Raw genomic sequence first — 23,751 nt, 5'->3', positions numbered from 1 at the left:
ATTTTTATTAAGCTTTGAGATACTTAGTCGATAAATTCAAAGCGAGTATATGCCTGCAAGGCTTCAGGAATACGTATTCCTTGCTCGGTTTGAAAATTCTCCAGAATAGCAGCCACAATTCTCGGTAATGCCAATGCACTTCCATTTAAAGTATGAGCTAATTTCATTTTTCCACTCTCATCTTTAAAACGTACTTTTAAACGATTACTCTGAAAAGTCTCAAAATTAGACACTGAAGAAACTTCTAACCATCGTTTCTGAGCAGCACTCCAAACTTCCATATCATAGGTAAGAGCAGAAGTGAAACCCATATCTCCACCGCATAACCTTAGAACGCGATATTTAAGTCCTAATTTTTTAAGAAGGGATTGTACATAAGAACTCATTCCCTCTAAAGTTTGATAAGATTGATCAGGATGTGTAATCTGTACCAATTCTACCTTATCAAACTGATGGAGACGGTTGAGTCCACGTACATGTGAACCGTATGAACCAGCCTCTCGTCTAAAGCAAGGTGTATAAGCACAATGTTTAATTGGGAAATCAGCTTCTTTTACAATGGTATCCCTATAAATATTAGTTACCGGCACTTCAGCAGTCGGTATCAAAAACAAATTATCTTGTCCGATAAAGTACATCTGACCTTCTTTATCTGGAAGTTGTCCGGTACCGAAACCAGAAGCTTCGTTAATAACAACAGGAGGCTGTACTTCTACGTAGCCAGCCTTCTCAGCTTCATCTAAAAAGAAGTTAATAAGCGCTCTTTGAAGCTTTGCACCCTTACCCTTATATACCGGAAAACCTGCCCCTGCAATTTTTGTCCCTAACTCAAAGTCAATAATATCATATTTAGAAGTAAGCTCCCAATGCGGCAAGGCCTCTTGGCTTAAATCAGGGTCTTCCCCATATTGAAAAACAATTTCATTATCATCAGCTGTTAAACCTGCAGGAACTGACTCATGAGGAGTATTCGGTATAACTACCAATATCTCATGGATTTGAAGATCAAGTTTAGTAATCTCTTCTGCAAAGGCTTTAATTTGCTCCTTATAATCAGAAGAGCTTGTTTTAATTACTTCTGCCTCTTCGCGTTTACCTGCACGCATTAATTCGCCAACCTGTTTTGCAGCAGCATTAGCCTGAGATGCAACAATATCCGATTGAGATTGAATGGAACGTTTGCTTTCATCTAAAAGTAATAGTTCTTCTATTTTTTCGACCTCTTTAAAGCCCCGTTTCTTGAGTGCCTCAATAACTTTTTCTTTGTTTTCTCGGATATAACTAATCTGCAACATATCTTTGTGTTTAGTGGCAAATATAATAGTTAATAAATAAACTTATTAAAAAACTGCAAAATGCTGTACCTCGTGCCTACCCCTATTGGAAACTTAGAAGATATCACCTATCGTGCAGTTCGGATTCTAAAGGAGGCAGATATTATTTTAGCAGAAGACACCCGTACAAGCGGCCCTTTATTGAAACATTTTGGAATTGATAAACGAGTATTTGCTCATCATCAGCACAATGAACATAAGGCTCTAAATGAGTTGATTCGCTTTCTAAAAGAGGGACAAACCATTGCATTAATATCCGATGCAGGAACACCGGCAATCTCTGACCCCGGATATCTTTTGGTAAGAGAAGCAATTAAAAACGACATCGAGGTAAATTGCCTGCCGGGCGCAACAGCTTTTGTACCTGCTTTGGTAAATTCTGGATTACCATGCGATCGCTTCTCTTTTGAAGGTTTCTTACCCGTAAAAAAAGGTCGACAAACGCGTTTAAAGTCTCTCCTTCAGGAAGAAAGAACCCTGATATTTTATGAATCTCCACACCGCATCGTTAAAACCTTAAAGGAGTTTAGCGACTTCTTTGGAGAAGATCGGCAAGCATCCGTGTCTAGAGAGATAACAAAACTTTATGAAGAAACCGTTCGCGGTACGCTAAAAGAAGTTCATCATCATTTTGAAAATAACATTACTAAAGGAGAGTTTGTTATATGTGTGCATGGGTATATCCCATCCACAGATTCAAATCAAAATAAGTATATTAGTAAAGATTAATTCTTTAAAGCAATGAACATAGATCGATACATTAATGAAGAGCAAGACCCAAAAACAGTCGAAAAGATATTGGGTAAACTACAAGATATGCTTGACTCAGGTGAACTGGTTACCTATATCGCTGTTCAAAAGAAACCAGCTGTAACTTTACTTCCGGATTGTATTGTCCTCACCAACAAACGAATTTTTCTATGTGAAGCAACCAATCTTGGTCTGAGTACAAATTTCGAAATCTTTCATTGGTCTGATTTAAAAACCATTACATTCAAAGAGGAATTCTTTGGTGCTAAATTCACCATTGTACCTACAGATAATGAAAATTTAACAGTTGATTATATCCCAAAAGTTCAAGCTAGAAAACTATATCAGCTGGCAAAAGAGGCTATGGAAAAGCAACAAAGTCAAATAAATGACAAAACATCGTCGCTTAGTGAAGATCGAGAGTCTAACGACTATCAAAGCTTTAAATTACAACCCGAAGAAGAACCTGTTATAAAAGAGGAACCAATCAAAGTAGAAGAAGAGGATGAGCTGACCATGAAACTTAAAAAGCTTAAGACTCTTTTTGACAAACAGCTCATTACTAAAGATGAATATGAAAGCAAAAAACTTGAACTATTAAGTCAGCTTTAACCGTGAAAAAGAATTATTTATTAGCACTTTTAAGTGCATTTCTTCTCTGGCTTGCATGGCCACCTTTCTCTTTTACTGCCCCACTCCTCTTTATTGCATTTATCCCTTTACTTTTTGCGCTCGAAGATATCATGCGCAACAATTATTCAAAAAAGGGACAGAAGATTTTTCTTACAGCCGGGCTGACTTGTCTGGCATGGAACACTGCCAGCATCTATTGGGTATTTAATGCAATGAATGCAGTAATGCCAACTGTGATTGCGATGCTAATTTCTCTTATCCCTTTCGGCTTAGGCGCCCTGTTAATGACATTAGCTTTTCGTTTATACTATCAACTCCGAAAGAGAAATAACTTTATCATTTCCGCAGGCGGCCTTATTTCCTTTTGGATAAGCTACGAGTTTTTACATCAAAGTTGGGATCTGTCCTTCCCTTGGATGACTTTAGGCAATGGTTTTGCAAGTATGCATCAAATCATACAATGGTATGAATATACCGGAGTATATGGAGGAACGCTTTGGGTATGGCTAAGCAACCTTTTCCTATTTCAAATTATATACAATTACCGATTTAACAAACCAACAAAAATATTAGTTCCTGTTATAGGCTGGGGAGCATTCATAATAATTCCCATTTCCCTATCATTAACAATCTACAACCAATACGAAGAACACTTAAATCCCAGTGAGATAGTGGTTGTACAACCCAATGTTGATCCATATGCTAAGTATGGAAGTATGCCGGTTGAGACCCAAATCGAGAATCTGATACGGCTATCTGACTCAGTTGCAGCGCCTAATACCGAATTCTTTATCTGGCCCGAAACTGCTATTCCAGAAATGACCAATGAAGAGGATATTTACAGCTCACCTATTTATTACCGCTTACAAGATTTTCTAAATAAATATAAAAATGGCAACCTTCTATCCGGAATAGAAAGCTATTTTTTGTATGACTCTGCTAAAACTACAACTGCAAGACCCCTCGAAAGTGGCGAGTTTGTCGACTACTTTAATGCTGCTGTCATGTTTGAAAATGCTGGAAAAGTACAATTCTATCACAAATCAAAACTTGTACCCGGTGTAGAGCAATTACCCTTTGCTAGCTCTCTAGCTTTTATGAAACCTCTTTTTGCTGCCTTTGGCGGTACAACCGGTGGATATGGAAGACAAAAAGAACCATCTGTTTTCTACAGTCAAAGTGGAATTGGCGCTGCGCCGGTAATCTGCTATGAATCCATTTGGGGAGATTATGTAAGTAAATACGTAAAAGAAGGTGCACAGTTTATTGCCGTCATCACCAATGACGGATGGTGGGGAAATACATCAGGAAAAGATCAGCATTTGGATTATGCAAAATTAAGAGCTATAGAAACAAGGAGATGGGTTGTTCGCTCTGCAAACACAGGTATATCTGCTTTTATTAATCAACGTGGAGACATTGTACAACAAACTAAATGGTGGGAACCTACTGCTTTAAAACAGGAAATTAACCTTAACGAGGAAATTACCTTCTATACAAATAAAGGAGATTACCTGGCTTATTTAGGATCCATAGCCAGCATTATCTTTTTAGGTATCATTCTTTTTAAATTAAAAAAACGATAAAGCATTAGTGTAAACGAACAAGTTATACTATGTTGGAAGATGATTTATCAACCTTAAAAGAAGATTGCAAAGTTAAAAGCAACATAAGTACTTTTAGGTTTCCCTTCATCTAATACTTTCATAAAACCATTGTTAAAAGACAAGCCTGTCATCATTTTTAAATTATGGTCCAATTGCCACTCTACTCCCCCCCCTACCTGGAGCCCCAATCTAAAAATATCAGCAGCAGATCCCAGGTCTTCCTTTTCTTCCTGTCCTTCGGTTTTATCACCACTTAATTTTATTCCTCCAGTGAAACCAAATTGCCCATAATAGCTACGATAATACCGTTGAGTACTTTTCAGTTTCAAGCCAAAAGGTATTTCCATATATTGCAAATCATATGTAGTCGGAATCTGCTCTGCACCAACAGTGGCTTCAGATTTTAAATTATTGATAATAAATCCTGAAGAGAAATAATAGTTTTCAGAGAGAGCAAAATCAGCCAATAAGCCATAGCCATAACCAACTTTAGGCTTTCGTTCAACATCAGCCCGATTGCCATAGCGCAACCAGCTAAGGTTTGGAGAAAATGTTATGCCTAAACTTACAGGTTTTTGAGAATATTTTGATTCATAATAATCCTGTGCTTTTAATAAGCCAACAGAAAAAAAAGATATTAAAAGAATCAATAGAAACTTTGTTCTGACTTGGTTGGGATTCATCATCTCAAAAATGGATTAAGCATTGAGTAATCAAATATTACTTGGCTAATTTACCTCTTTTAGACTTAATTTCTTAAAATCCATTAACTTCTTTTATCTCGCTCTTACCATTCTTACCCGGAGAGCCTGAATATATCTGGCCTTGTGGCAATTGACCTAGCGGACGACCTCCACTACCAATTCTACTAAAAATATTATCGATATCAGCTTTGGCATTGCCCACTAAGCCTCCTCCTTTTGTGGCAATCTCTAAGTAGTGGTCTTCTTTACTGCTTTCTTGTTGGGGAGCAATGCCATCATTTAAATAATTAAACACAACTGTACCCCCATTACCATTTGGAAATGTTTTAGTTCCATTAAAAGCATCTCGTCCTGAAGCATATACATATAAGGATCCAAGTTCTTTAAAACGCGCGGTAATCGTCATATCAGATGCATTATTCTTGCCATCCGTCCCGGCGATATATGCCCGCTTAGGAATGAAAGCATTTTTGATCTGTAAGTCAACATCCTTCTTACCAAAGAATTCCAGATACGCACGATCATGCATAATCAGCGTATCAATAATTACTTTTATACTTGAATCACCCTTTGAAATTGTAATCCGCTTTTTCTTTTTTATCTCCAAACGCTGAATATGCTGAACAGAATCAGTTTGAGCGGAAGCAGTTCCTGCCATAAAAGCGCATAAGAAGAAAATTACTAAGTACCTCATGCACTTTTAACAATTCAAAATAAAAAAGGTTTAATTATCCAACATCACAAATTTGAACAGCTTCTTTTAAAGATCCCAGCTTATCAGATTTTTTAGGAATAAATTCTTGGGCAAGATAACCTGTGAAGCCCGTTTCAAGAATAGCTTTTATAATTGCCGGATAGTTTAATTCCTGAGTTTCATCAATTTCATTCCTGCCTGGTACACCAGCAGTATGATAATGAGAAATATATTTGTGGTGTTTTTTAATGGTAGCGATCACATCTCCTTCCATAATTTGCATATGGTAGATATCATAAAGTAATTTAAAATAGTCCGACCCTACTTCCTTACATAACGCGACGCCCCATTCAGTATGATCACATTGGTAATCATGATGATCAACTTTGCTATTTAGAAGCTCCATGACCATAGTAACCTTGTTTTTCTCGGCTATATCCATCAGTCGTCGTATTCCAATAGCACAATTTTTGATTCCTTGTTCATCGTCTAAACCGTTTCGATTTCCCGAGAAGCAGATGATTTGGCTGTATCCAGCTGCGGCAACTTTAGGAATTATTTCTTCGTAGCTCGCAACAAGCTCATCGTGGAGACTTAAGTTATTGAATCCTTCGCTGATTCCTTTACCAGCCCCTTGTGTAAGAGATGCTGTTAATCCGTGTTTCTGTAGCGTCGGCCATTCTTCTGGCCCAACCAAGTCAATTCCAGAAATTCCAATATTTTTCGCTGCGATGCACAAATCATCGAGTGCTATGGAATTAAAGCACCATCGGCATACCGAATGATTCACCTTTCCTTTCAAATGGTCTTCTAGCAGTGCTTCTGAAGCAGAGACACGATTAAACAAACTACTACCAACCGTTGCTATTGAAGTTGCTGCAGCCATCTTAAGTGCAGTTCTTCTTGAGTAAGTTCCTTTATTTTGATTCATGAGTTATATCTTAATTCTAAAGTAAACATTTGAAGAGATTATTCCAAGCCTAATCTCGCATGTTAAAGACTTTAATTTCACCCAAGACGTCTATAAACAAAAATACCCGTCATTTAATTCAATGACGGGTACAAATGCTGATTAACAGCTATAGTAAAAATCTATTTCATTATCTGCAAAACAGTTTTAACTGCATAAATAACAGCAATAACCAATAAAATATCTGCGACGGTGTTAAGCCAAAAAGAATTATAGTCAATAAACCTCACAAATACTCCGGTTAAACCAACCACAATAGCAATTACTAAAGATATATAATAATGAGTCTGATTAGCATTATTATCAGTCTTCACATGTACATGTGGTTTTCTTTCTAATTCTGATGAGTTCATAGTATTTGGTTTGAGGCAAAAATACAAAATATTTGAATGATTGAAAATCTATTTATTATTAACCATTGGATAATGCAGCTGCACCACTTACAATTTCTGTAAGTTCGGTAGTAATTGCCGCTTGTCGAGCTTGATTATACGATAGTTTTAGAGCCTTCAATAAATCGCCAGCATTCTCTGTAGCTTTATCCATAGCAGTCATACGTGCGCCATGCTCTGAAGCATGAGAGTCTAATACTGCTTTGTAAAGCTGTATCTTAATAGACTTTGGAATTAATTCTTCAGTTATTTTTTCCTTTGAAGGTTCAAGTATATAATCAACTTCTGTTGCAGAATCCTGATTATTATCTTTCTCTGCTGGCTCTATCGGCAATAGTTGCTCAGTAGAAATAAGTTGAATAGCCGCATTTTTAAACTGATTGTAAACAATTTCAACCCGATCGTAATCACCATTCACAAAGCCTTTCATAATCACATCTGTTATTACAGATGTATTTTCAAAGTTCAAGTGAGAGAACAATTCAGTATGGTTTCCGATTAAATTATAGTTCTGTCTAAAAAAATAATCATGACCACGCTTACCGATTGCCAGAATACTAACATTTCCTTTAGAATGTTGAGCAGCATACTTCTGCGAAATAAGCAAGTTAGTTGCCTTTATCACGTTTGCATTAAAAGCACCGGCCAATCCTCTATTAGAAGTAACAACTACCAATAATACTTTTTCAGGACTGCGTGCTTCCAAATATGGGGATGCATTTTCTTCCATACTCGCTGAAAGATTGGATAATATATCTTTTAGCTTACTAGCATAAGGTCGTAAGTCAACGATAGCATTGGTAGCACGTTTCAACTTAGCAGCCGATACCATTTTCATAGCATTAGTAATCTGCTGAGTTGATGATACCGATGTAATTCGATTTCTTACTTCTTTTAAATTAGCCATTTTTGTATTGAATAAAAGCTTTTATCTTTTAATATTTTGATGCTAATTCTTTAGCAACCTTATCTAGAACATCAGTTAATTCAGTAGTGAATTTACCTGCTTTCAGTTCTTTTAACACTTCAGGGTAACGTATTTCAAGCTGTTGAAGGTATTCCTTTTCAAAATCTCTAACCTTATCAACAGGTACCGTTCTAAATAATCCTTTTACTCCGGCATATACAATTGCTACTTGTTTTTCAACAGAAACAGGAGAGAATTGCGCTTGTTTAAGAATTTCAACGTTACGAACACCTTTATCTAATACCGCTCTGGTTGCAGCATCTAAATCAGATCCGAATTTAGAGAAAGCCTCAAGTTCACGATATTGAGCCTGATCAAGCTTAAGAGTTCCTGCAACCTTTTTCATGGATTTAATCTGAGCGTTACCACCTACACGAGATACAGAAATACCTACGTTAATAGCCGGACGAACACCTGCATTAAATAAATTAGATTCTAAGAATATCTGACCATCAGTGATCGATATCACGTTTGTCGGAATATAAGCCGATACGTCTCCAGCCTGAGTTTCAATAATTGGAAGTGCTGTTAAAGAACCTCCTCCTTTTACAATCTCTCTCATCGATTCAGGAAGATCATTCATCGTTTTTGCAATAGCATCATCCGATGTAATCTTCGCAGCACGTTCTAATAGACGACTGTGAAGATAGAAAACGTCTCCAGGATAGGCTTCACGGCCCGGTGGACGACGAAGTAATAGAGAAACTTCACGGTAAGCAACAGCTTGTTTCGATAAATCATCGTAAACGATCAATGCCGGACGTCCAGAATCTCTAAAGAACTCACCAATTGCAGCACCTGCCATTGGAGCATAAAACTGCATAGGTGCAGGTTCTGCTGCAGAAGCAACTACAACAACTGTATAAGGTAAAGCACCATTCTCTTCTAGTGTACGAACTATATTAGCTACGGTAGAATTTTTCTGACCGATGGCTACGTAAATACAGAAAACAGGCTCGCCAGCTTCGTAAAATTCTTTTTGATTAATAATTGTATCAATACAAACAGCAGTCTTTCCAGTCTGACGGTCACCAATAACCAACTCACGCTGTCCTCTACCTACCGGAATCATCGCATCAATTGCTTTAACTCCTGTTTGTAAAGGCTCAGTTACCGGTTCACGGAATATAACACCCGGAGCTTTACGCTCAATAGGCATTTCATATGTTTTACCGGTTATAGGACCTTTACCATCAACTGGCTGGCCTAATGTATTCACCACGCGGCCCAACATACCTTCACCAACTGCTATGGAAGCAATTCTATTAGTACGTTTGATTGTATCACCCTCTTTAATTTCATCAGAAGCACCTAACAACACAACCCCAACATTATCTTCTTCTAAATTTAATACGATACCCTTAAGTCCGTTCTCAAATTCAACAAGCTCACCTGATTGAACTTTTGTTAATCCGTAAATACGGGCGATACCATCACCTATTTGCAATACGGTACCAACCTCTTCTAGTTCGGCCTCTGATTTGAAGTTTGACAATTGCTCTCTGAGGATTGCAGATACTTCATCTGGTCTTACATTTACCATAACTTTATTTTGATGTATATTTTTAAACTCTTTCTAGCTTAATGCTATCTGTTTATATTACTATTTTAAAAAATGTTGTTCCAGTCTGTTTAATTTACCGGCAATACTCGCATCAACCTGTCTGTCTCCAACTGTTAGAATAAAACCGCCAATTAATTCAGCATCAATTTCATTTACAAGAATAACCTCACTACCGTATTCCTCTTTAACTATGGAAATAATTTGCTCCTTCTGTTCTGAAGATAAAGGTACTGCCGAAAGTACAGAGGCTTCTACAATGCCTCTTTCTTGATTAAATTCAACTATAAATTCCTTTGCGGTAGCAAACAATACTCCAGCTCTTCCCTTTTCTACCAATAATTTGAAAAATGATAACAACACCGGATGTGCGCTCTTTCCAAAAATATTACTAAGTATACTCTCCTTCTTATCCAACTTAATGATTGGATTTTTAAGAACAGCCTGAAGTTGTGAATTCGACTTTATAACTTCAATTACTTGAAGCATATCTGCATATATAGCATCTAAGGCATTTTGCTCACGCGCTAAATCAATAAGCGACTTAGCATATCTTGAAGCTACTCTAAATTCCGACATAGGATTTAATTTAACTTAATGTCTTTCAATAATTCATTAACCAATTGATCCTGGTTGCTCTGCTCTTGAAAGTTCTTATGTAAAACTTTACGTGCAATATCCAATGCCAATGTAGATACCTCATTCTTAACTTCAGCCAATGCCAATGTTTTTTGATGTTCTATTTCAAGACGAGCTTTTTCAATCATTTTTGCACCTTCTGCTTCAGCAGAAGTTTTTGCGCTCGACACAATCTGATCTTTCAATTGTTTCGCTTCTTTCAAGATCGCATCGCGTTCAGCACGTGCCTGAATCAATAAATGCTCATTTTCATTTGTCAAACGAGCCATTTCTTGTTTTGCCTTTTCAGCAGATTCTAAAGCTTCCTCAATTGAGCGCTCACGTTCACTGATCGACTTCATTACAGGTTTCCATGCAAACTTTGTCAGAACAAACAACAAAATCACAAAACCGATGGTTTGCCAAAATATTAAGCCAATCGCTGGGGTAACTAATTCCATTATCTTTTAATTATATCTTTATTATTACTAAATATAAAAAGACTTGTTGATGGCAATCCCATCAACAAGTGCTTTATTTCTTAGTTACCTAAGAAGGCAACAACTACTGCGAATAGTGCAACAGCCTCAATTAGGGCAGCAGCAATAAGCATTGCAGTTTGAATTTTTGAAGCAGCTTCGGGCTGGCGGGCAATACTTTCCATTGCAGAACCACCAATTCTACCGATACCAATTCCGGCGCCGATTGCGGCTAATCCGGCTCCAATTGCAGCTAATGTTCCAGTCATTTTAATTTAATTTATATATTTAGTTTAACAATAATGTTCGATTAATGATGCTCTTCAATGGCCATTCCAATGAATAAAGCAGAAAGTATTGTGAAGATAAAAGCTTGAATAAATGCTACCAGCAACTCTATTAGACTTATAAACAAAACGAATAATACAGATGCAGGGGCAACAGCTACTGATTCAAAAACAAATATCAACGATATAAGGGCAAGTACTAAAATATGACCCGCCGTAATGTTTGCAAACAAACGAATCATCAAGGCAATCGGTTTTGTAAAAACTCCTATTATTTCAACAGGAATCATTAATGGATATAACCACCAAGGCACGTTAGGTCTGAAGATATGCCCCCAGTAAGCCTTATTACCACTAAACAGTGTAATTAATAGGGTAATCATTGCCAATACCATGGTCACCGCGATATTCCCTGTAACGTTAGCTCCTCCCGGAAAGAATGGAACCAGTCCAAACATATTATTAAACCAGATAAAGAAGAATACCGTTAATAAATAAGGCATATATCTTTCATATTTATAACCTAGGTTAGGTTTTGCAATATCATCGCGAACAAAAATAATGATGGGCTCAATGAAAGATTGCAAACCTTTAGGAGCTTTACCCTGACGTTTTTTATAAGCATTAGCAACGCTTATAAATATAAGACACAATACAGCAACCGAGAATAGAATGGTAAATGAAATCTTAGTGATAGAGAAATCCCATGGTTTTGCATTTGATACCACATGTTCGCCCTTCTCGTTAGTAGTCATACTTAAGAAAGAACCATGCTCAGCTTCTGCAGAAGCATAATAGATTTTATTATGATATCTTACAAATTGCTGACCCTTCTTTTCAACCACAACAGCCCCATCATTATCCAGTTGAAACTCCTTGGATGAGAATGCTACCAAGCCATGATCAGTAAACAGAATAATCGGCAAATAAATACCTTTCCAATCAGCACCTTCACCAAAAAAATGAAATTCATGCGCATCAGCAATGTGATGAAGAATAAAAGTATTGATATCAAGGTCGGTTTCTTTCTCTAATTCTTCAAAAGATTCGGCTTCGGCAGAGCTTGTTGAAGCAATGTCATTTTGTGCAATAGAAGTAGAAAAAGTGAAAAGAAGCGCGAAAAACGCAACAATTTTGGCTCCCCTTGAATTAAAAATATGGCTGAATTCCATCTATTCCGTGTTTTTTACATTTTATTTTGGTCGCGCAAGTTACGCAACAAACAGATAACTTCAAAGAGAGTAAATAAGAAATATACGTAAAAAAAGTTTCCCGCTAAAACCTTTTGATTTTCAGCAGTTTTAAGAAATAATAACAAGATCATTGCTAAGCTGAATATCATCTTAACTGTTAACCCTCCCAGCACACTCAAAACAGAATTTTGCCCTCCTTTTTCTATCCCCAAATATGAAACTATATAGACGATAATTGTAAGAAAAAAAAGAAAAAAACCGATGAGTAAAAACTGTTTACTTAAAAGAGAAACTGAAAAATAATTTTCAACTCCATATGGCAGTATAATCACGATTACTGCAAAGGCTGAAAATAAAAGAAGAAACTTTAAGATAGTCATCGATGGATATTAAATTATTGCTTTCTAACAGACTTGATGACAGAATACAAACTGATACAAACCCCTACCAGACTTAATATAGCAGTAAAGACAGGCTTCTCATTATCCGAATTCTGATCAACCTTATATCCAATAAACGTAAACACTCCAATAATAGCGATCATCTGAAAACCTAAACCAGAATAATAAGCATATTTACTTAAGCTATTCTCATCTTCATTACGACCGGGACCTTTTCTAAACAATGCCATATTTCTTAAAATAGTCTAAATTTCAAACATTTCACTATTACTGCAAATATAGAGCATAATCGGGACTAGTTAATACCATGTAATACATTTCAGCAGTGTTACTGCAAAATCATAGCGCTATGTCTACGCTTAAAGGGTCAAATTACCGTAGTTATACCACATAAATCTTTCAGTAATGTTTCTAGTATCTATTACAAGGTCTATACAAGGGCCGTATCTGGTCCATTGAAGTTTGATGTAAAAAGGGGCTATTGTTATATAAGTTTCAAAGAAAAATAAAAGACCGTATCTTTGGCACGAAAATCAGGCGAAAAAATCAGGCACGAAAATCGCTATAAAGATTAACAAGATATAAACGCTAATATTTAAATGCAGCGACAAACTAAGAAAAATCAATTAACCACCGAAGACATTAATAGGTATACTCGTAATTTCTGGAAAGTTCTTATCGGACTTCTGGTATTAGGATTCCTGTTTATTCTTTCTATCAGATTGGGTCTATTTGGCCCTTTGCCTTCTTTTAAGGATCTTGAAAATCCAAAGAACAACTTGGCTAGTGAGGTAATTTCAGCAGACGGAAAGGTTTTGGGGACCTATTTCTCCCAAAACAGATCCAATGTTACCTATGAAGAATTATCTCCTGCTTTAATTAACGCACTTATTTCTACTGAAGACATCCGATTTTATTCGCATTCAGGTATAGATTTTAAAAGGACATTTTCCATTATTCTGTACAACCTTGTAGGAAAGAAACAAGGTGCAAGTACAATTACTCAGCAATTGGCCTTAAATCTATTCTCAGAAGGAAGGGCGCGCAACACCGTAAAGCGAATTATCCAAAAGTTCCAGGAATTGATTACTGCTGTCAGATTAGAAAGGAACTATACAAAAGAGGAAATTATTACCATGTATTTTAACACCGTTGATTTTGGTGCTTATAATACATACGGTATAAAATCTGCTGCTAAAACTTATTTCAGTACTACTCCTGCAGAGCTTACGCCAGAGCAAGCAGCCGTTTTGGTAGGTATGCTCAAGGGTACATGGCTTTATTCTCCAATAAGCAATCCAAAAAACTCATTTAACAGAAGGAATACCGTTCTTGAAAATATGAGAAAAGCAGGCTTCTTAAGTGAACAAGAAGCGGAAGAAACCAAACAGAAGCCTTTAGTTCTATCTTTTAATCCGGTAAGTTACGGTGAAGGATTAGCTCCTTATTTCCGTGCAACTCTAAAAGAGGAATTAAAAAAGATATTTGCAGATAATTCAAGAACCAAAGCCGATGGCACACCTTATGACCTCGATCGGGACGGCTTGAAAATATATACAACGATTGATTCCAGGATGCAGCGCTATGCAGAAGAAGCTCAACGCGAATGGCTGCAGAAGCTTCAACTGCAATTCAATAAAGAATATAAGAACAGGGATCCGTTTAAAAACTATCAGATTTTACTTGATCAGGGAATCAAACAATCGAGCCGCTATTATTGGCTTCAGCAAGATGGATTGTCTGAGGATGAAATTCAGAAAAACTTTACAGAACCCACCAAACTATCCATTTTTAGTTGGAAAGGGGTGATTGATACGGTGATGTCTCCTTTGGATTCCATTCGCTATCACAAATTAATTCTTCGCAACTCGGTAATGTCGATGGAACCTAAAACAGGATTTGTAAGAGCCTGGGTGGGAGGAATTGACTTTGAACATTTTAAATATGACCAGGTTAAAGTGGGTACTCGCCAGGTTGGGTCAACGGCCAAGCCCTTTACCTATGCAGTGGCGATTGACAATGGATACTCTCCGTGTTACCAGGTTCCCAACCAACCAATAACAATTGGCAATTGGACCCCTCGGGGTACGTCTATTGGCAGCCCTATTACTTTAAGAGCTGCACTTGCAAATTCACAGAACTTTGCAACGGTTGATATTATGCAGCAAGTTGGCCCGGTTGCTGTTGCCAATCTCATAAAAAATATGGGAATAACAAGTCCGGATCTGCAACCCCTGCCCTCCATCAGTCTAGGTTCTTTTGATGCTTCTCTATACGATATGGTAGGTGCTTATTCTGCATTTGTAAACCATGGAGTATGGACAGAACCAACCTATGTTTTAAGGGTAGAAGACAGAAACGGAGCAGTTATTTATGAGCATAATCCTAAAATATCTGTTGTTCTGAATGAGCAAACTGCTTATGTAATGGTTGATATGTTAAAAAGTGTGGTGGATGCCGGAAGTGGAAATCGATTACGCTGGATGTTCAACTTCAAGAACCCAATGGGTGGTAAGACGGGAACAACTAATAATAACTCAGATGCATGGTTTATAGGAATAACTCCTGATCTTGTAACCGGAGTATGGACCGGTGCAGAAAACAGAGCCATCAGCTTTAGCTCTACCGCTCTTGGGCAGGGGGCAAACGCAGCCTTACCTGTATACGGATTATATCTGCAGAAGGTTTATGCGGATAAAACACTTAACTATACACAGGGAGAGTTTGAGTTACCGAAGGGCGGCTTACAGGTTACCCTCGACTGCAGCCAGTATAACATGCAGTACTATCAAGGGGAACAAGAAGAAGAGACAATTGAAGATCGTTTAGGCTTCTAAAAGGACCTGAATATTTCTAGCTAAGAAAGGGGCATTAATTTATCATTAATGCCCCTTTTGTGTAGTATAACAAGTAGCTAATTAATTGCCGTGTCTAAAAACAACTTCCAAACTTTCAAAAATAGCTCGTTTTGCTTTTTCCAAATCAGTTTTCGTATGCGCATGTGATACAAAACCTACTTCATAGCCTGAAGGGCCAAAGTATATTCCCCGGTTCAATAACTCCCGATGCATCACTTTGTATTTCTCCATACTTTGAGGATCAATATCTGAAGCAGTGCGGATATGGTCTTTATCAGTAAATGCCATCCAAAAAATTGAACCCACTGAAAATATTTTCACCTTATAATTCTTTGCAGAAACAAAACGCTGTAAAGCCTCTACAAATGAGGTAGCCTTGCTATTTAACGATTTATAAACTCCGCTTTTCAGCACGGTTAATTGTGCGATACCGGCAGCCATCGCTATTGGATTTCCTGATAAGGTTCCTGCCTGATAAACATTTCCGTCTGGAGAGATGCGGCTCATAATCTCACTGGAAGCACCATAAGCACCTACAGGCATACCACCTCCTATAATCTTACCATAGGTAATAATATCAGGATGTACATCGTAATAGGCAGCAGCACCTTCAAACCCTAATCTAAAGCCTGTAATAACTTCATCGAATATCAATAAAGCATTATTTTGCTGAGTGATTTCACGCAGGAAATGAATGTATTCTTTTTCTTGAATTAATAAACCATTATTAGCCGGAATTCCTTCAATAATTACGGCAGCTACCTGGTCTTTGAATTGTGCAAAAGCTTCTTCAACAGCTTTTCTATCATTCAATGGAATAACAATAGTTTCTTCGGCAAAGCTTTTTGGAACCCCAGCAGAAGAAGTTTCACCAAAGGTTACTAAACCTGAACCTGCTTTTACCAATAGAGAATCTGAATGACCATGATAGCAGCCTTCAAATTTAATGATCTTATCTTTATTCGTATAGCCACGCGCCAATCGAATAGCAGACATTACCGCCTCAGTACCCGAACTAACAAATCTTATTTTCTCTATAAAACGATTGTTTTTTAAGATCAACTCGGCTAGTTCATTCTCTAAAGCTGTAGGAGCCCCGAAACTCATACCGTTCTGCAATGCAGCAGTAACACCTTCGCGTACTTTTTCGTTATTGTGACCTAAAATAAGCGGTCCCCAAGAGCAACAGAAATCAATAAATTCATTTCCATCAGCATCCCAAATTAAACAACCATCCCCCTTTTCAATAAATAAAGGAACTCCGTGGACAGACTTGAATGCGCGCACCGGAGAGTTTACTCCACCTGGAAAATATTGTTTGGCTTTTTCATATAACTGAGCCGATTTCTCTCTAGAAATATCAGGTTTCGACGGACCAGAAAAAGACTCCTGATCTGCTGAAGAAAACATCTTTTTTATAGAACCAATCATTATTAAATCTCCTTATTTACTTAAATCCAATTTTTTTCTACTAAATCGCGGGCGTGGTAGGTAATAATTATATCTGCACCGGATCTTGCAAACGCATACATATTTTCGACAACGATTTGTTGCTCATTGATCCAGCCAGCCTGGGCTGCTGCTTTCACCATGGAGTACTCTCCGGATACATTATAACAAGCTAAAGGCAGATTCGAACTTGCTTTAACCTCTTTAATCAAATCTAAGTAAGCCAATGCAGGTTTAACCATTAATATATCGGCTCCCTCCTGCTCATCCAATAAAGCTTCCTTAATAGATTCACGAGAATTTCTGAAGTCCATTTGATAAGCTTTTCTATCACCACTTGATGGAGATGAATCAGCAGCCTCGCGAAAAGGTCCATAATAAGCAGATGCGAATTTCACGCTGTAGCTCATAATGCCTGTATTCACGAAACCATTTGAATCTAACTTCTGACGGATGCCAGCCACCCGGCCATCCATCATATCAGAAGGAGCGACCATATCAGCACCTGCTGCTGCATGAGACAATGCCATCTTTGATAAAACCTCTACAGTTTCATCATTTTGAACATACCCGTCCTTTAAAATTCCGCAATGTCCGTGAGTGGTATAAGCACACGCACAGACATCTGTTACGATATATAAATCATCTGAAAACTCCTTCTTTAAAGCCTCGATAGCCTTTACAACAATAGAGTTATTATGGTAACACGAAGAAGCATCTTCGGTTTTATCTTCTCCTACACCAAACAATAAAACTTTATTAATGCCTGATTTTAAAGAAAGTTCGGTATCTTTTATAAGTGTATCAACCGAGAAATGATGGATTCCAGGCATTGCATCAATCTCATGTTTAATACCATTTCCGGGTACTACAAAATAGGGGTAAACAAACATATCTTTCGATAAGCGTGTTTCAGCCACCATATTTCGCACAATGGCATTTTTCCGTAATCGACGTGGTCTTAGTATCATTATATTATCTATTTAAGATTATTCTGATCTATAAGGGAACTGTTCTACAAACCTAAAGCAAATACTGCTTCTGACAAACCTAATTCATCCGGTGAATAAGGAAGTGTATAGCTAACTCCGTACTCTTCCAATTTACGGCCGGTAGAATAACCAATGCTAATAACCTGCTGTTCCGGATCAATGAGATTGTTTGCGAAATAGGCATCCACATTACTTGGGCTCGTAAATATCAGCACTTCTGCATTTGATTTGGATACATTATCAACCAAAACAGTTTCGTATACCGGCAAATCAATTACTTTAATGTTCTCAGACATTTGATTCTGAATTGTTTGCAGAGAACCCTTGGCGCGAGGGAATAACACCGTTGTATTTGGATTTTCCTGAGCAAATATTTTTCCGATTTCTTCTGTATCAATACCTTCATCCTGTCCGGTAAAAGAAGCAGTATAACCGTATTGCCTTAACATATCTTCGGAACCTCTTCCAACCACAGCAAACTTTGTTTTCTTACTCAAGCGAGGTTCCAGTTTAAAGAAATTCTCAATTCCATTTTTGCTGCTGAAAAATATCCAATCCAGATGTTTCAGTATAAATGGATCAAGCTTATTAATAGTAGGATAAATCCTAATTAAAGATTCTCCTTCTAATTTAATTGAATGTTTTTCTAGTGCGCGGTATAGGTAACTATTTTCTGTAATATCCCGACTGATAAAGACAGTCTGAGGATACGAATGTTTATTTTTATAAAGAGCTACTATCCTTTCGGCTAATCCTTCTGTTGTTTTTGCAGAGAGGAAAACACGATCAGGAAAATCATCTCCTGTTTCTGCTTTCGACGTCCACACTTCATATTGTCCTTCTTCAAAACGGCAGTAACAGCCTAAAGGCATGTGGCAGCCACCTTCAAAAAGATTCAGAACAGTACGTTCAACAGCTATTGCTTTAGCAACTTCCTCGTTATTTATACCTTGTAGGATTTGCTTTAATTCGTCATTACCTTCACGGATCTGAACAGCTAAAACTCCTTGAGCAGGAGCAGGTATAATTTCTGTAGGATTAATTTCTACAACATGGAAATCACTGATATCAATATTAATACGCTCTACTCCTGCTTTCGCAATCATAATCGCATCGTACTGTTCATCCCGAAGCTTTTGTATGCGTGTATTGATATTTCCTCTTAAGTCTTCAATCTCTAAATCAGGTCGCAATGATAGTAATTGTGCTTTGCGACGATTAGACGATGTACCTACAATCGCGTTATGCTTAACATTCAGCTTCTTTTTAGTATCCACACAATCTTTTAGAATAAGAAGTAATTCAGATGGATCTTCGCGTTCAGATACTGCAGCGATAATTAAACCAGGAGGGTTTATGGTAGGTAAATCTTTATGTGAATGAACAGCGATATCAATGGTACCGGCTAAAAGTTCTTCTTCCAATTCTTTTGTAAAGAATCCTTTTCCTTCCAGCTTATCCAATCGCATATGTTGGATATTATCCCCTTGTGTTTTTATAATTTTAAGATCAGTCTCAAAACCTGACTTTTCTAAGCAATCTTTAATATGATTGGCTTGCCAAAGGGCTAATTCACTACCTCGAGTTCCAATTATAAGCTTCCTATTCACAATAATTCTTTCTTAAATAAATGGATTCAAACTTATAAAAAGTTACTGCAACCCACTGTTTTTTACTAAAATCTCTTTTGCCATAACCATAGGAACACTAATATATTTTTTCTCCATATAGTTTATCACTTTTTCTAAAACTGCCCGGGAATCTTCGTCCATTGAGTTTACCTCTTGAGCGAATACAGTATTCAAAGCAAAAGATTTTATTTCTTTCACTTTCTGAGGAACTTCCCGCATTGCAATTTCAACCTTACGCTGTTTTAAAAGAGGTATAAATTCTTCAATATTTTCTTCTATTATACGTTCAGCATGAACTAGCTCTTCATATCGATCTTGAATATTTTTATTCGCAATTGCCTGCAAGCTGCTCACTTCAATATAATTAATAGAGTTGTTTTTTATAACTTCTTCAGCAGTATCATTCGGGATGGCTAAATCGACAATCGTCTTCTTAGAGTTATCTCCATTTAATAGCTTCCGATATAATTCATTATCAATTAAAGGGGCAGTTGAGCCGGTACAAGTAATTAATACATCAAAACCTTCTGTATAGTTTTCAAGTTCTGATAAAGGATAGGCTTTACCATTCAGTTCCTTTGCTAAACTTTCTGCCTTTTCTAAAGTACGGTTAAAAACCACAAAATTAGAATCTTTATGTTTCTGAATATATTTAGCTATGTTTTGATTCGTTTCTCCGGCACCTATAATCAAAAAGCGCGGGCTGGTTCCTAATCCGGAATCGCGTAAACTGCGATAGGCCAATGAAACCACTGAGACAGGTTTCCGTGAAATATCTGTTAAAGTATAAACCTCTTTTGCTGTTTTTACCAAACTGCTCATCAACATGCGCATAAAATCACCAGTGAAACCGGCACAGCGACAACGTTCATAGGCTTTACGTACTTGCGAAAGGATTTCCTTTTCACCAACTACCAAACTCTCAAGAGAGCATGATATCCTGAAAAGGTGATTGATTGCTTCCCTTCCGTCATAGGTATTAACCTGATTTAAAATAGAAAGACGTTGGTTCTCTGAAACATTAAGGTTTAATGTATCCACAAAGCTATTTACAAACTCATCATTGAGATCTTGTTCGCCATAGAATACAAATTCAACCCGGTTACAAGTTCCGATATAGAATATCTCTGAGGTGTTGAATATAGCTTTTAATCGCAGCAACCTAGACTCCAACTCCTCATCACAAATTACCAAATTCCCCAAGTCCTTTAGGTCCACATTTTTATGTGTAAATGCAATTACTTTAAGATTTTTCAAGATTATAGGATCGTGCTTAACTGACCACAAAAGTACAAAATAAGGAGGCTGTTCATTGTCAAGACTTTGTAAAACAGAAACATTTAGAATGCTTATAAATAGACTGAAAGACTAAACATCCTCAATATCAACCCATTTGCCATCCTCTCGAATGATTTCTATCAATTCATCTAAGGCATTTTTGGTGTCAACATTTTTCTTAACAACCTGTTTTCCGCGATAAAGTGTGATTTTTCCCGGTCCTGCACCCACATATCCATAATCAGCATCAGCCATTTCTCCAGGTCCATTTACAATACAACCCATGATACCAATCTTCAATCCTTTCAAATGATTGGTCCTGGTTCTAATGAGTTGAGTGGTTTCCTGCAAGTCAAAAAGTGTTCGACCACAGCTTGGACATGATATATATTCTGTCTTAGAAATCCGAGAACGAGTTGCCTGTAAAATACCAAAAGATGTAGAAACAATTTTATCAAGATCCGTTGCTTCAGAATCTATCCATATTCCATCTCCTAAACCTGAAGTCAGCAAGCCTCCAAAATCTGTTCCGGCATATAGCTGAAGCTTTGAAACAGGCTCCTCGACACTCATCAAATCACCAATAGGGCCATTAAAATCAGCGGGATTATAAGTTCTCTTAATCACTACCGGTATTTGAATCCCCAGTTCTATAAGCTTACAGAAAAACTGCCTTTGGTCAGCCATTCCGTGTTCCTCATTCGTTTCTAAAATAAAAACGATGCTTTTATCAATTTCCAGCGAGCCAAATACTTCTCCTGTCAGATCAGAATTATTAATTACAACCAAGTTAATCGATGAATCATGCTCAGAAGTTGATACATATTCCTCAAGACTAAATAAAGGATGAATATTCGTTTTATCCTTTAGCCCAATCCAGGTTCTATAATTATATACTTGTTTCAAATTAGCCGGCATTGTAAATGACGGCAGAGAATCTGCCAGGTACACAAAATCAACAGACTGATCTCCCATATGATATTTATCAAGCAGCATATCATATCTATAGCCAACACTCATCAGCGTATAAGGGTCTTTTAAATTTTCTCTGGAAATATCTACAAGTACTCTGGGCACCATACTTCCACCAATAAAGTTATTGACCTCTTTTGTCTCGCGCTTAAAATATGTTGCGTATGGCAGAATAAAGCTCTCTTTTTCTGAATAAACTTCAGTAGGCATGTTGTTTTCAGCACGCTTCTTATAACGATTAATCAAAGCCGAGGCAACGGGTGCTTCAAATTCAGGTTCTTCCGTTAATGAAACCCGCACGGTATCGCCTAGCCCGTCTTCTAACAGAGTACCAATGCCAACAGCAGATTTTATACGACCATCTTCCCCATCACCTGCTTCAGTAACCCCTAAATGCAAAGGATAATTCATTCCCTCCTCAGTCATCTTCTCTACCAGCAAACGATAGGCTTGTATCATTACCTGCGGATTGCTGGACTTCATGGAAATAACAAGATTATAGTATTTTAAGTCTTCACACATCCGGATAAACTCCATTGCAGACTCAACCATACCTTTAGGTGTATCACCATACTGGCTCATTATCCTATCTGACAGTGATCCATGGTTTGTTCCAATCCGCATGGCAGTACCATATTCCTTACAAATCTTCACAAGTGGTGCAAACTTTTTATAAATGCGCTCCAGCTCATTCTGATACTCTGAATCTGTATAGGTTAATTCACTGAATTTCTTTTTATCTGCATAATTGCCCGGGTTAATTCGGACCTTTTCAACAATCCTTGCAGCTGCTTCTGCAGCATTCGGGGTAAAATGGATATCTGCAATCAAAGGAACATTATAGCCCCTTAACCGTAATTGTTTCTTTATTTCTGCTAAATTTCTAGCTTCCTTAATACTTGGTGCAGTTATTCGCACATAGTCACAACCGGCATCCACCATCCGAATTGTTTGCTCAACTGAACCCAACGTATCCATCGTATCTACCGTAGTCATACTTTGAATACGGATTGGGTTATTCGCACCCATTGGTATATCGCCAATAGTAACCTCGCGAGTTAAATACCTGGAATAATGAGAAAGAGAATTACAATATCCACCCGAAAGTATCTTACTAACTGTTGTACTCATCTGTTCTACTCCTAATTAATTTTATAATACAAAGTTATAAAAATACCCGATAGCCCACTAAGCTAGTTTTAATCAATAGTTTCTAATTCCCCTTTATGTATCAATCGCATCCGATAGCAATTCATGGCAGTTTCCCCAAGTAATTTCACTAACTGATAATTGGCTATTGCTCCAACTGCTGCACCAATTACAGGAATTAACTGAGCCAATTTAGCCAAATCAATATAATCACGATATTCTTGCTGAAAAGTACGCCAATCGAACTGCTCTACATCAGAAGGCAACGTGCTAATATAATTCTCCCAATTATCAATTACCTCAAACACTTCATTTCGTCCTTCCTGACTTGAAAAAGCTAATTGAAAAATATGCAGAATAAACAGCCTTTCTTTATAGTCTTTTACATCAAACCCATAAAGCGAAGCAATTTCAAAAAGCATCTTCATTTTGATGGTCAAAAATGCCGGAAAATCAACAAAACCCATAATGATGCCACCAGCCCCAGTAACTGCACCTTCAACTGAAGCTGTTTTCTGGTAAAACGTTATTTGTTTTTTTACATAAGCTTCCCTTAACTGAAAAGAAGCATTTTCTTTGCGCTTGGGGGTAATAAATTTAGTGCCAAACAAAACTCCACTCACCATCTTTTCAATAGTAAATGTAATGGCTTGATGAATTTTTTCAGGAATCATACCATTTAATCTCACCTGAACCTTCTTTGCTAAGCGGTTACTTAAAGATGCTTTCTTTCTCATCTTTATTCGCCATAATTTCAGCTCTGAAAACACACGTTCTTTGTAAGGAGTCATTTATTACAAATAACAAAATAATTTTCTATTTTCCCACTATG

Annotated in this window: 23 protein-coding genes; 4 read left to right on the top strand and 19 right to left on the bottom strand. The window is 37.3% G+C overall.

Translation table 11 applies throughout. The annotated features are described in order from the left end of the window. Positions 1 to 23: 23 nt before the first annotated feature. The gene (gene serS, locus VL047_RS01000; protein ID WP_325357609.1) at positions 24 to 1,295 is read right to left on the bottom strand and encodes a serine--tRNA ligase; all 1,272 of its coding nucleotides are present in this window, start codon (positions 1,293 to 1,295) and stop codon (positions 24 to 26) included. Between the two features lie 60 nt (positions 1,296 to 1,355). Between serS and rsmI the strand changes: the two genes are divergently transcribed. From rsmI to lnt, 3 genes are read left to right on the top strand one after another with little or no spacing between them, the layout of a single operon-like run. Continuing rightward, a complete protein-coding gene (gene rsmI, locus VL047_RS00995; RefSeq protein WP_325357607.1) occupies positions 1,356 to 2,063 on the top strand; it encodes a 16S rRNA (cytidine(1402)-2'-O)-methyltransferase in 708 nt (235 codons plus the stop codon). A 12-nt stretch (positions 2,064 to 2,075) separates the two neighbouring features. Next, positions 2,076 to 2,696, top strand: coding sequence for a PH domain-containing protein (locus VL047_RS00990; protein WP_325357605.1), 621 nt, complete (start codon positions 2,076 to 2,078; stop codon positions 2,694 to 2,696). A gap of 2 nt (positions 2,697 to 2,698) precedes the next feature. Continuing rightward, positions 2,699 to 4,303, top strand: a complete 1,605-nt coding sequence (gene lnt, locus VL047_RS00985; protein ID WP_325357603.1) for an apolipoprotein N-acyltransferase — start codon at positions 2,699 to 2,701, stop codon at positions 4,301 to 4,303. Positions 4,304 to 4,356: 53 nt separating this feature from the next. Here the strand turns inward: lnt and VL047_RS00980 are convergent, their stop codons facing one another. The 12 genes from VL047_RS00980 to VL047_RS00925 all read right to left on the bottom strand — a co-directional run bounded on the left by VL047_RS00980 (position 4,357) and on the right by VL047_RS00925 (position 12,820). Then, entirely contained in the window at positions 4,357 to 5,010 is a 654-nt protein-coding gene (locus VL047_RS00980; RefSeq protein WP_325357601.1) for a PorT family protein, read from the bottom strand. Between the two features lie 70 nt (positions 5,011 to 5,080). Further along, positions 5,081 to 5,722 carry a hypothetical protein gene (locus tag VL047_RS00975; RefSeq protein ID WP_325357599.1) on the bottom strand — a complete coding sequence of 214 codons (642 nt, stop codon included), beginning with the start codon at positions 5,720 to 5,722 and terminating at the stop codon, positions 5,081 to 5,083. A 34-nt stretch (positions 5,723 to 5,756) separates the two neighbouring features. Beyond that, a complete protein-coding gene (locus VL047_RS00970; protein WP_325357597.1) occupies positions 5,757 to 6,653 on the bottom strand; it encodes a hydroxypyruvate isomerase family protein in 897 nt (298 codons plus the stop codon). Positions 6,654 to 6,814: 161 nt separating this feature from the next. Beyond that, positions 6,815 to 7,045, bottom strand: a complete 231-nt coding sequence (locus VL047_RS00965; protein ID WP_325357595.1) for a hypothetical protein — start codon at positions 7,043 to 7,045, stop codon at positions 6,815 to 6,817. A 58-nt stretch (positions 7,046 to 7,103) separates the two neighbouring features. Next, on the bottom strand, positions 7,104 to 7,991 hold the full coding sequence (gene atpG / locus VL047_RS00960) for an ATP synthase F1 subunit gamma (protein ID WP_325357593.1): 888 nt from the start codon (positions 7,989 to 7,991) through the stop codon (positions 7,104 to 7,106). 28 nt (positions 7,992 to 8,019) lie between these two features. Then, the gene (atpA, locus tag VL047_RS00955; RefSeq protein ID WP_325357591.1) at positions 8,020 to 9,594 is read right to left on the bottom strand and encodes a F0F1 ATP synthase subunit alpha; all 1,575 of its coding nucleotides are present in this window, start codon (positions 9,592 to 9,594) and stop codon (positions 8,020 to 8,022) included. Between the two features lie 60 nt (positions 9,595 to 9,654). Then, positions 9,655 to 10,191 (bottom strand): ATP synthase F1 subunit delta, encoded by a 537-nt coding sequence (gene atpH, locus VL047_RS00950; protein ID WP_325357589.1) that lies wholly within the window; start codon positions 10,189 to 10,191, stop codon positions 9,655 to 9,657. Between the two features lie 5 nt (positions 10,192 to 10,196). Beyond that, positions 10,197 to 10,691, bottom strand: a complete 495-nt coding sequence (gene atpF / locus VL047_RS00945; RefSeq protein WP_325357587.1) for a F0F1 ATP synthase subunit B — start codon at positions 10,689 to 10,691, stop codon at positions 10,197 to 10,199. 80 nt (positions 10,692 to 10,771) lie between these two features. Further along, positions 10,772 to 10,978 (bottom strand): ATP synthase F0 subunit C, encoded by a 207-nt coding sequence (atpE, locus tag VL047_RS00940; protein ID WP_118193253.1) that lies wholly within the window; start codon positions 10,976 to 10,978, stop codon positions 10,772 to 10,774. A 41-nt stretch (positions 10,979 to 11,019) separates the two neighbouring features. Further along, on the bottom strand, positions 11,020 to 12,168 hold the full coding sequence (atpB, locus tag VL047_RS00935) for a F0F1 ATP synthase subunit A (RefSeq protein WP_325357584.1): 1,149 nt from the start codon (positions 12,166 to 12,168) through the stop codon (positions 11,020 to 11,022). A gap of 14 nt (positions 12,169 to 12,182) precedes the next feature. Next, complete coding sequence (locus VL047_RS00930) at positions 12,183 to 12,569, bottom strand: hypothetical protein (protein WP_325357582.1); 387 nt, start codon at positions 12,567 to 12,569, stop codon at positions 12,183 to 12,185. Positions 12,570 to 12,583: 14 nt separating this feature from the next. Continuing rightward, a complete protein-coding gene (locus VL047_RS00925; protein WP_325357580.1) occupies positions 12,584 to 12,820 on the bottom strand; it encodes an AtpZ/AtpI family protein in 237 nt (78 codons plus the stop codon). 369 nt (positions 12,821 to 13,189) lie between these two features. Between VL047_RS00925 and VL047_RS00920 the strand changes: the two genes are divergently transcribed. Further along, the gene (locus tag VL047_RS00920; RefSeq protein WP_325357578.1) at positions 13,190 to 15,427 is read left to right on the top strand and encodes a penicillin-binding protein 1A; all 2,238 of its coding nucleotides are present in this window, start codon (positions 13,190 to 13,192) and stop codon (positions 15,425 to 15,427) included. Positions 15,428 to 15,508: 81 nt separating this feature from the next. Here VL047_RS00920 and hemL read toward each other — a convergent pair whose 3' ends face one another. From hemL to VL047_RS00890, 6 genes are all read right to left on the bottom strand, one after another. Next, positions 15,509 to 16,879, bottom strand: a complete 1,371-nt coding sequence (gene hemL / locus VL047_RS00915; RefSeq protein WP_325357576.1) for a glutamate-1-semialdehyde 2,1-aminomutase — start codon at positions 16,877 to 16,879, stop codon at positions 15,509 to 15,511. Positions 16,880 to 16,899: 20 nt separating this feature from the next. Next, a complete protein-coding gene (hemB, locus tag VL047_RS00910) occupies positions 16,900 to 17,868 on the bottom strand; it encodes a porphobilinogen synthase (protein WP_325357574.1) in 969 nt (322 codons plus the stop codon). A gap of 44 nt (positions 17,869 to 17,912) precedes the next feature. Next, the gene (gene hemC, locus VL047_RS00905; protein WP_325357572.1) at positions 17,913 to 19,499 is read right to left on the bottom strand and encodes a hydroxymethylbilane synthase; all 1,587 of its coding nucleotides are present in this window, start codon (positions 19,497 to 19,499) and stop codon (positions 17,913 to 17,915) included. A 42-nt stretch (positions 19,500 to 19,541) separates the two neighbouring features. After that, complete coding sequence (hemA, locus tag VL047_RS00900; protein ID WP_325357570.1) at positions 19,542 to 20,777, bottom strand: glutamyl-tRNA reductase; 1,236 nt, start codon at positions 20,775 to 20,777, stop codon at positions 19,542 to 19,544. 111 nt (positions 20,778 to 20,888) lie between these two features. Then, complete coding sequence (gene ispG, locus VL047_RS00895; protein ID WP_325357568.1) at positions 20,889 to 22,901, bottom strand: (E)-4-hydroxy-3-methylbut-2-enyl-diphosphate synthase; 2,013 nt, start codon at positions 22,899 to 22,901, stop codon at positions 20,889 to 20,891. A gap of 68 nt (positions 22,902 to 22,969) precedes the next feature. Further along, positions 22,970 to 23,710, bottom strand: a complete 741-nt coding sequence (locus tag VL047_RS00890; protein WP_325357566.1) for an EcsC family protein — start codon at positions 23,708 to 23,710, stop codon at positions 22,970 to 22,972. Positions 23,711 to 23,751 lie beyond the last annotated feature (41 nt).

Source organism: Albibacterium sp. (assembly GCF_035514885.1).
GTDB lineage: Bacteria > Bacteroidota > Bacteroidia > Sphingobacteriales > Sphingobacteriaceae > Albibacterium.
This window is presented reverse-complemented; position numbering and strand designations above follow the sequence as displayed.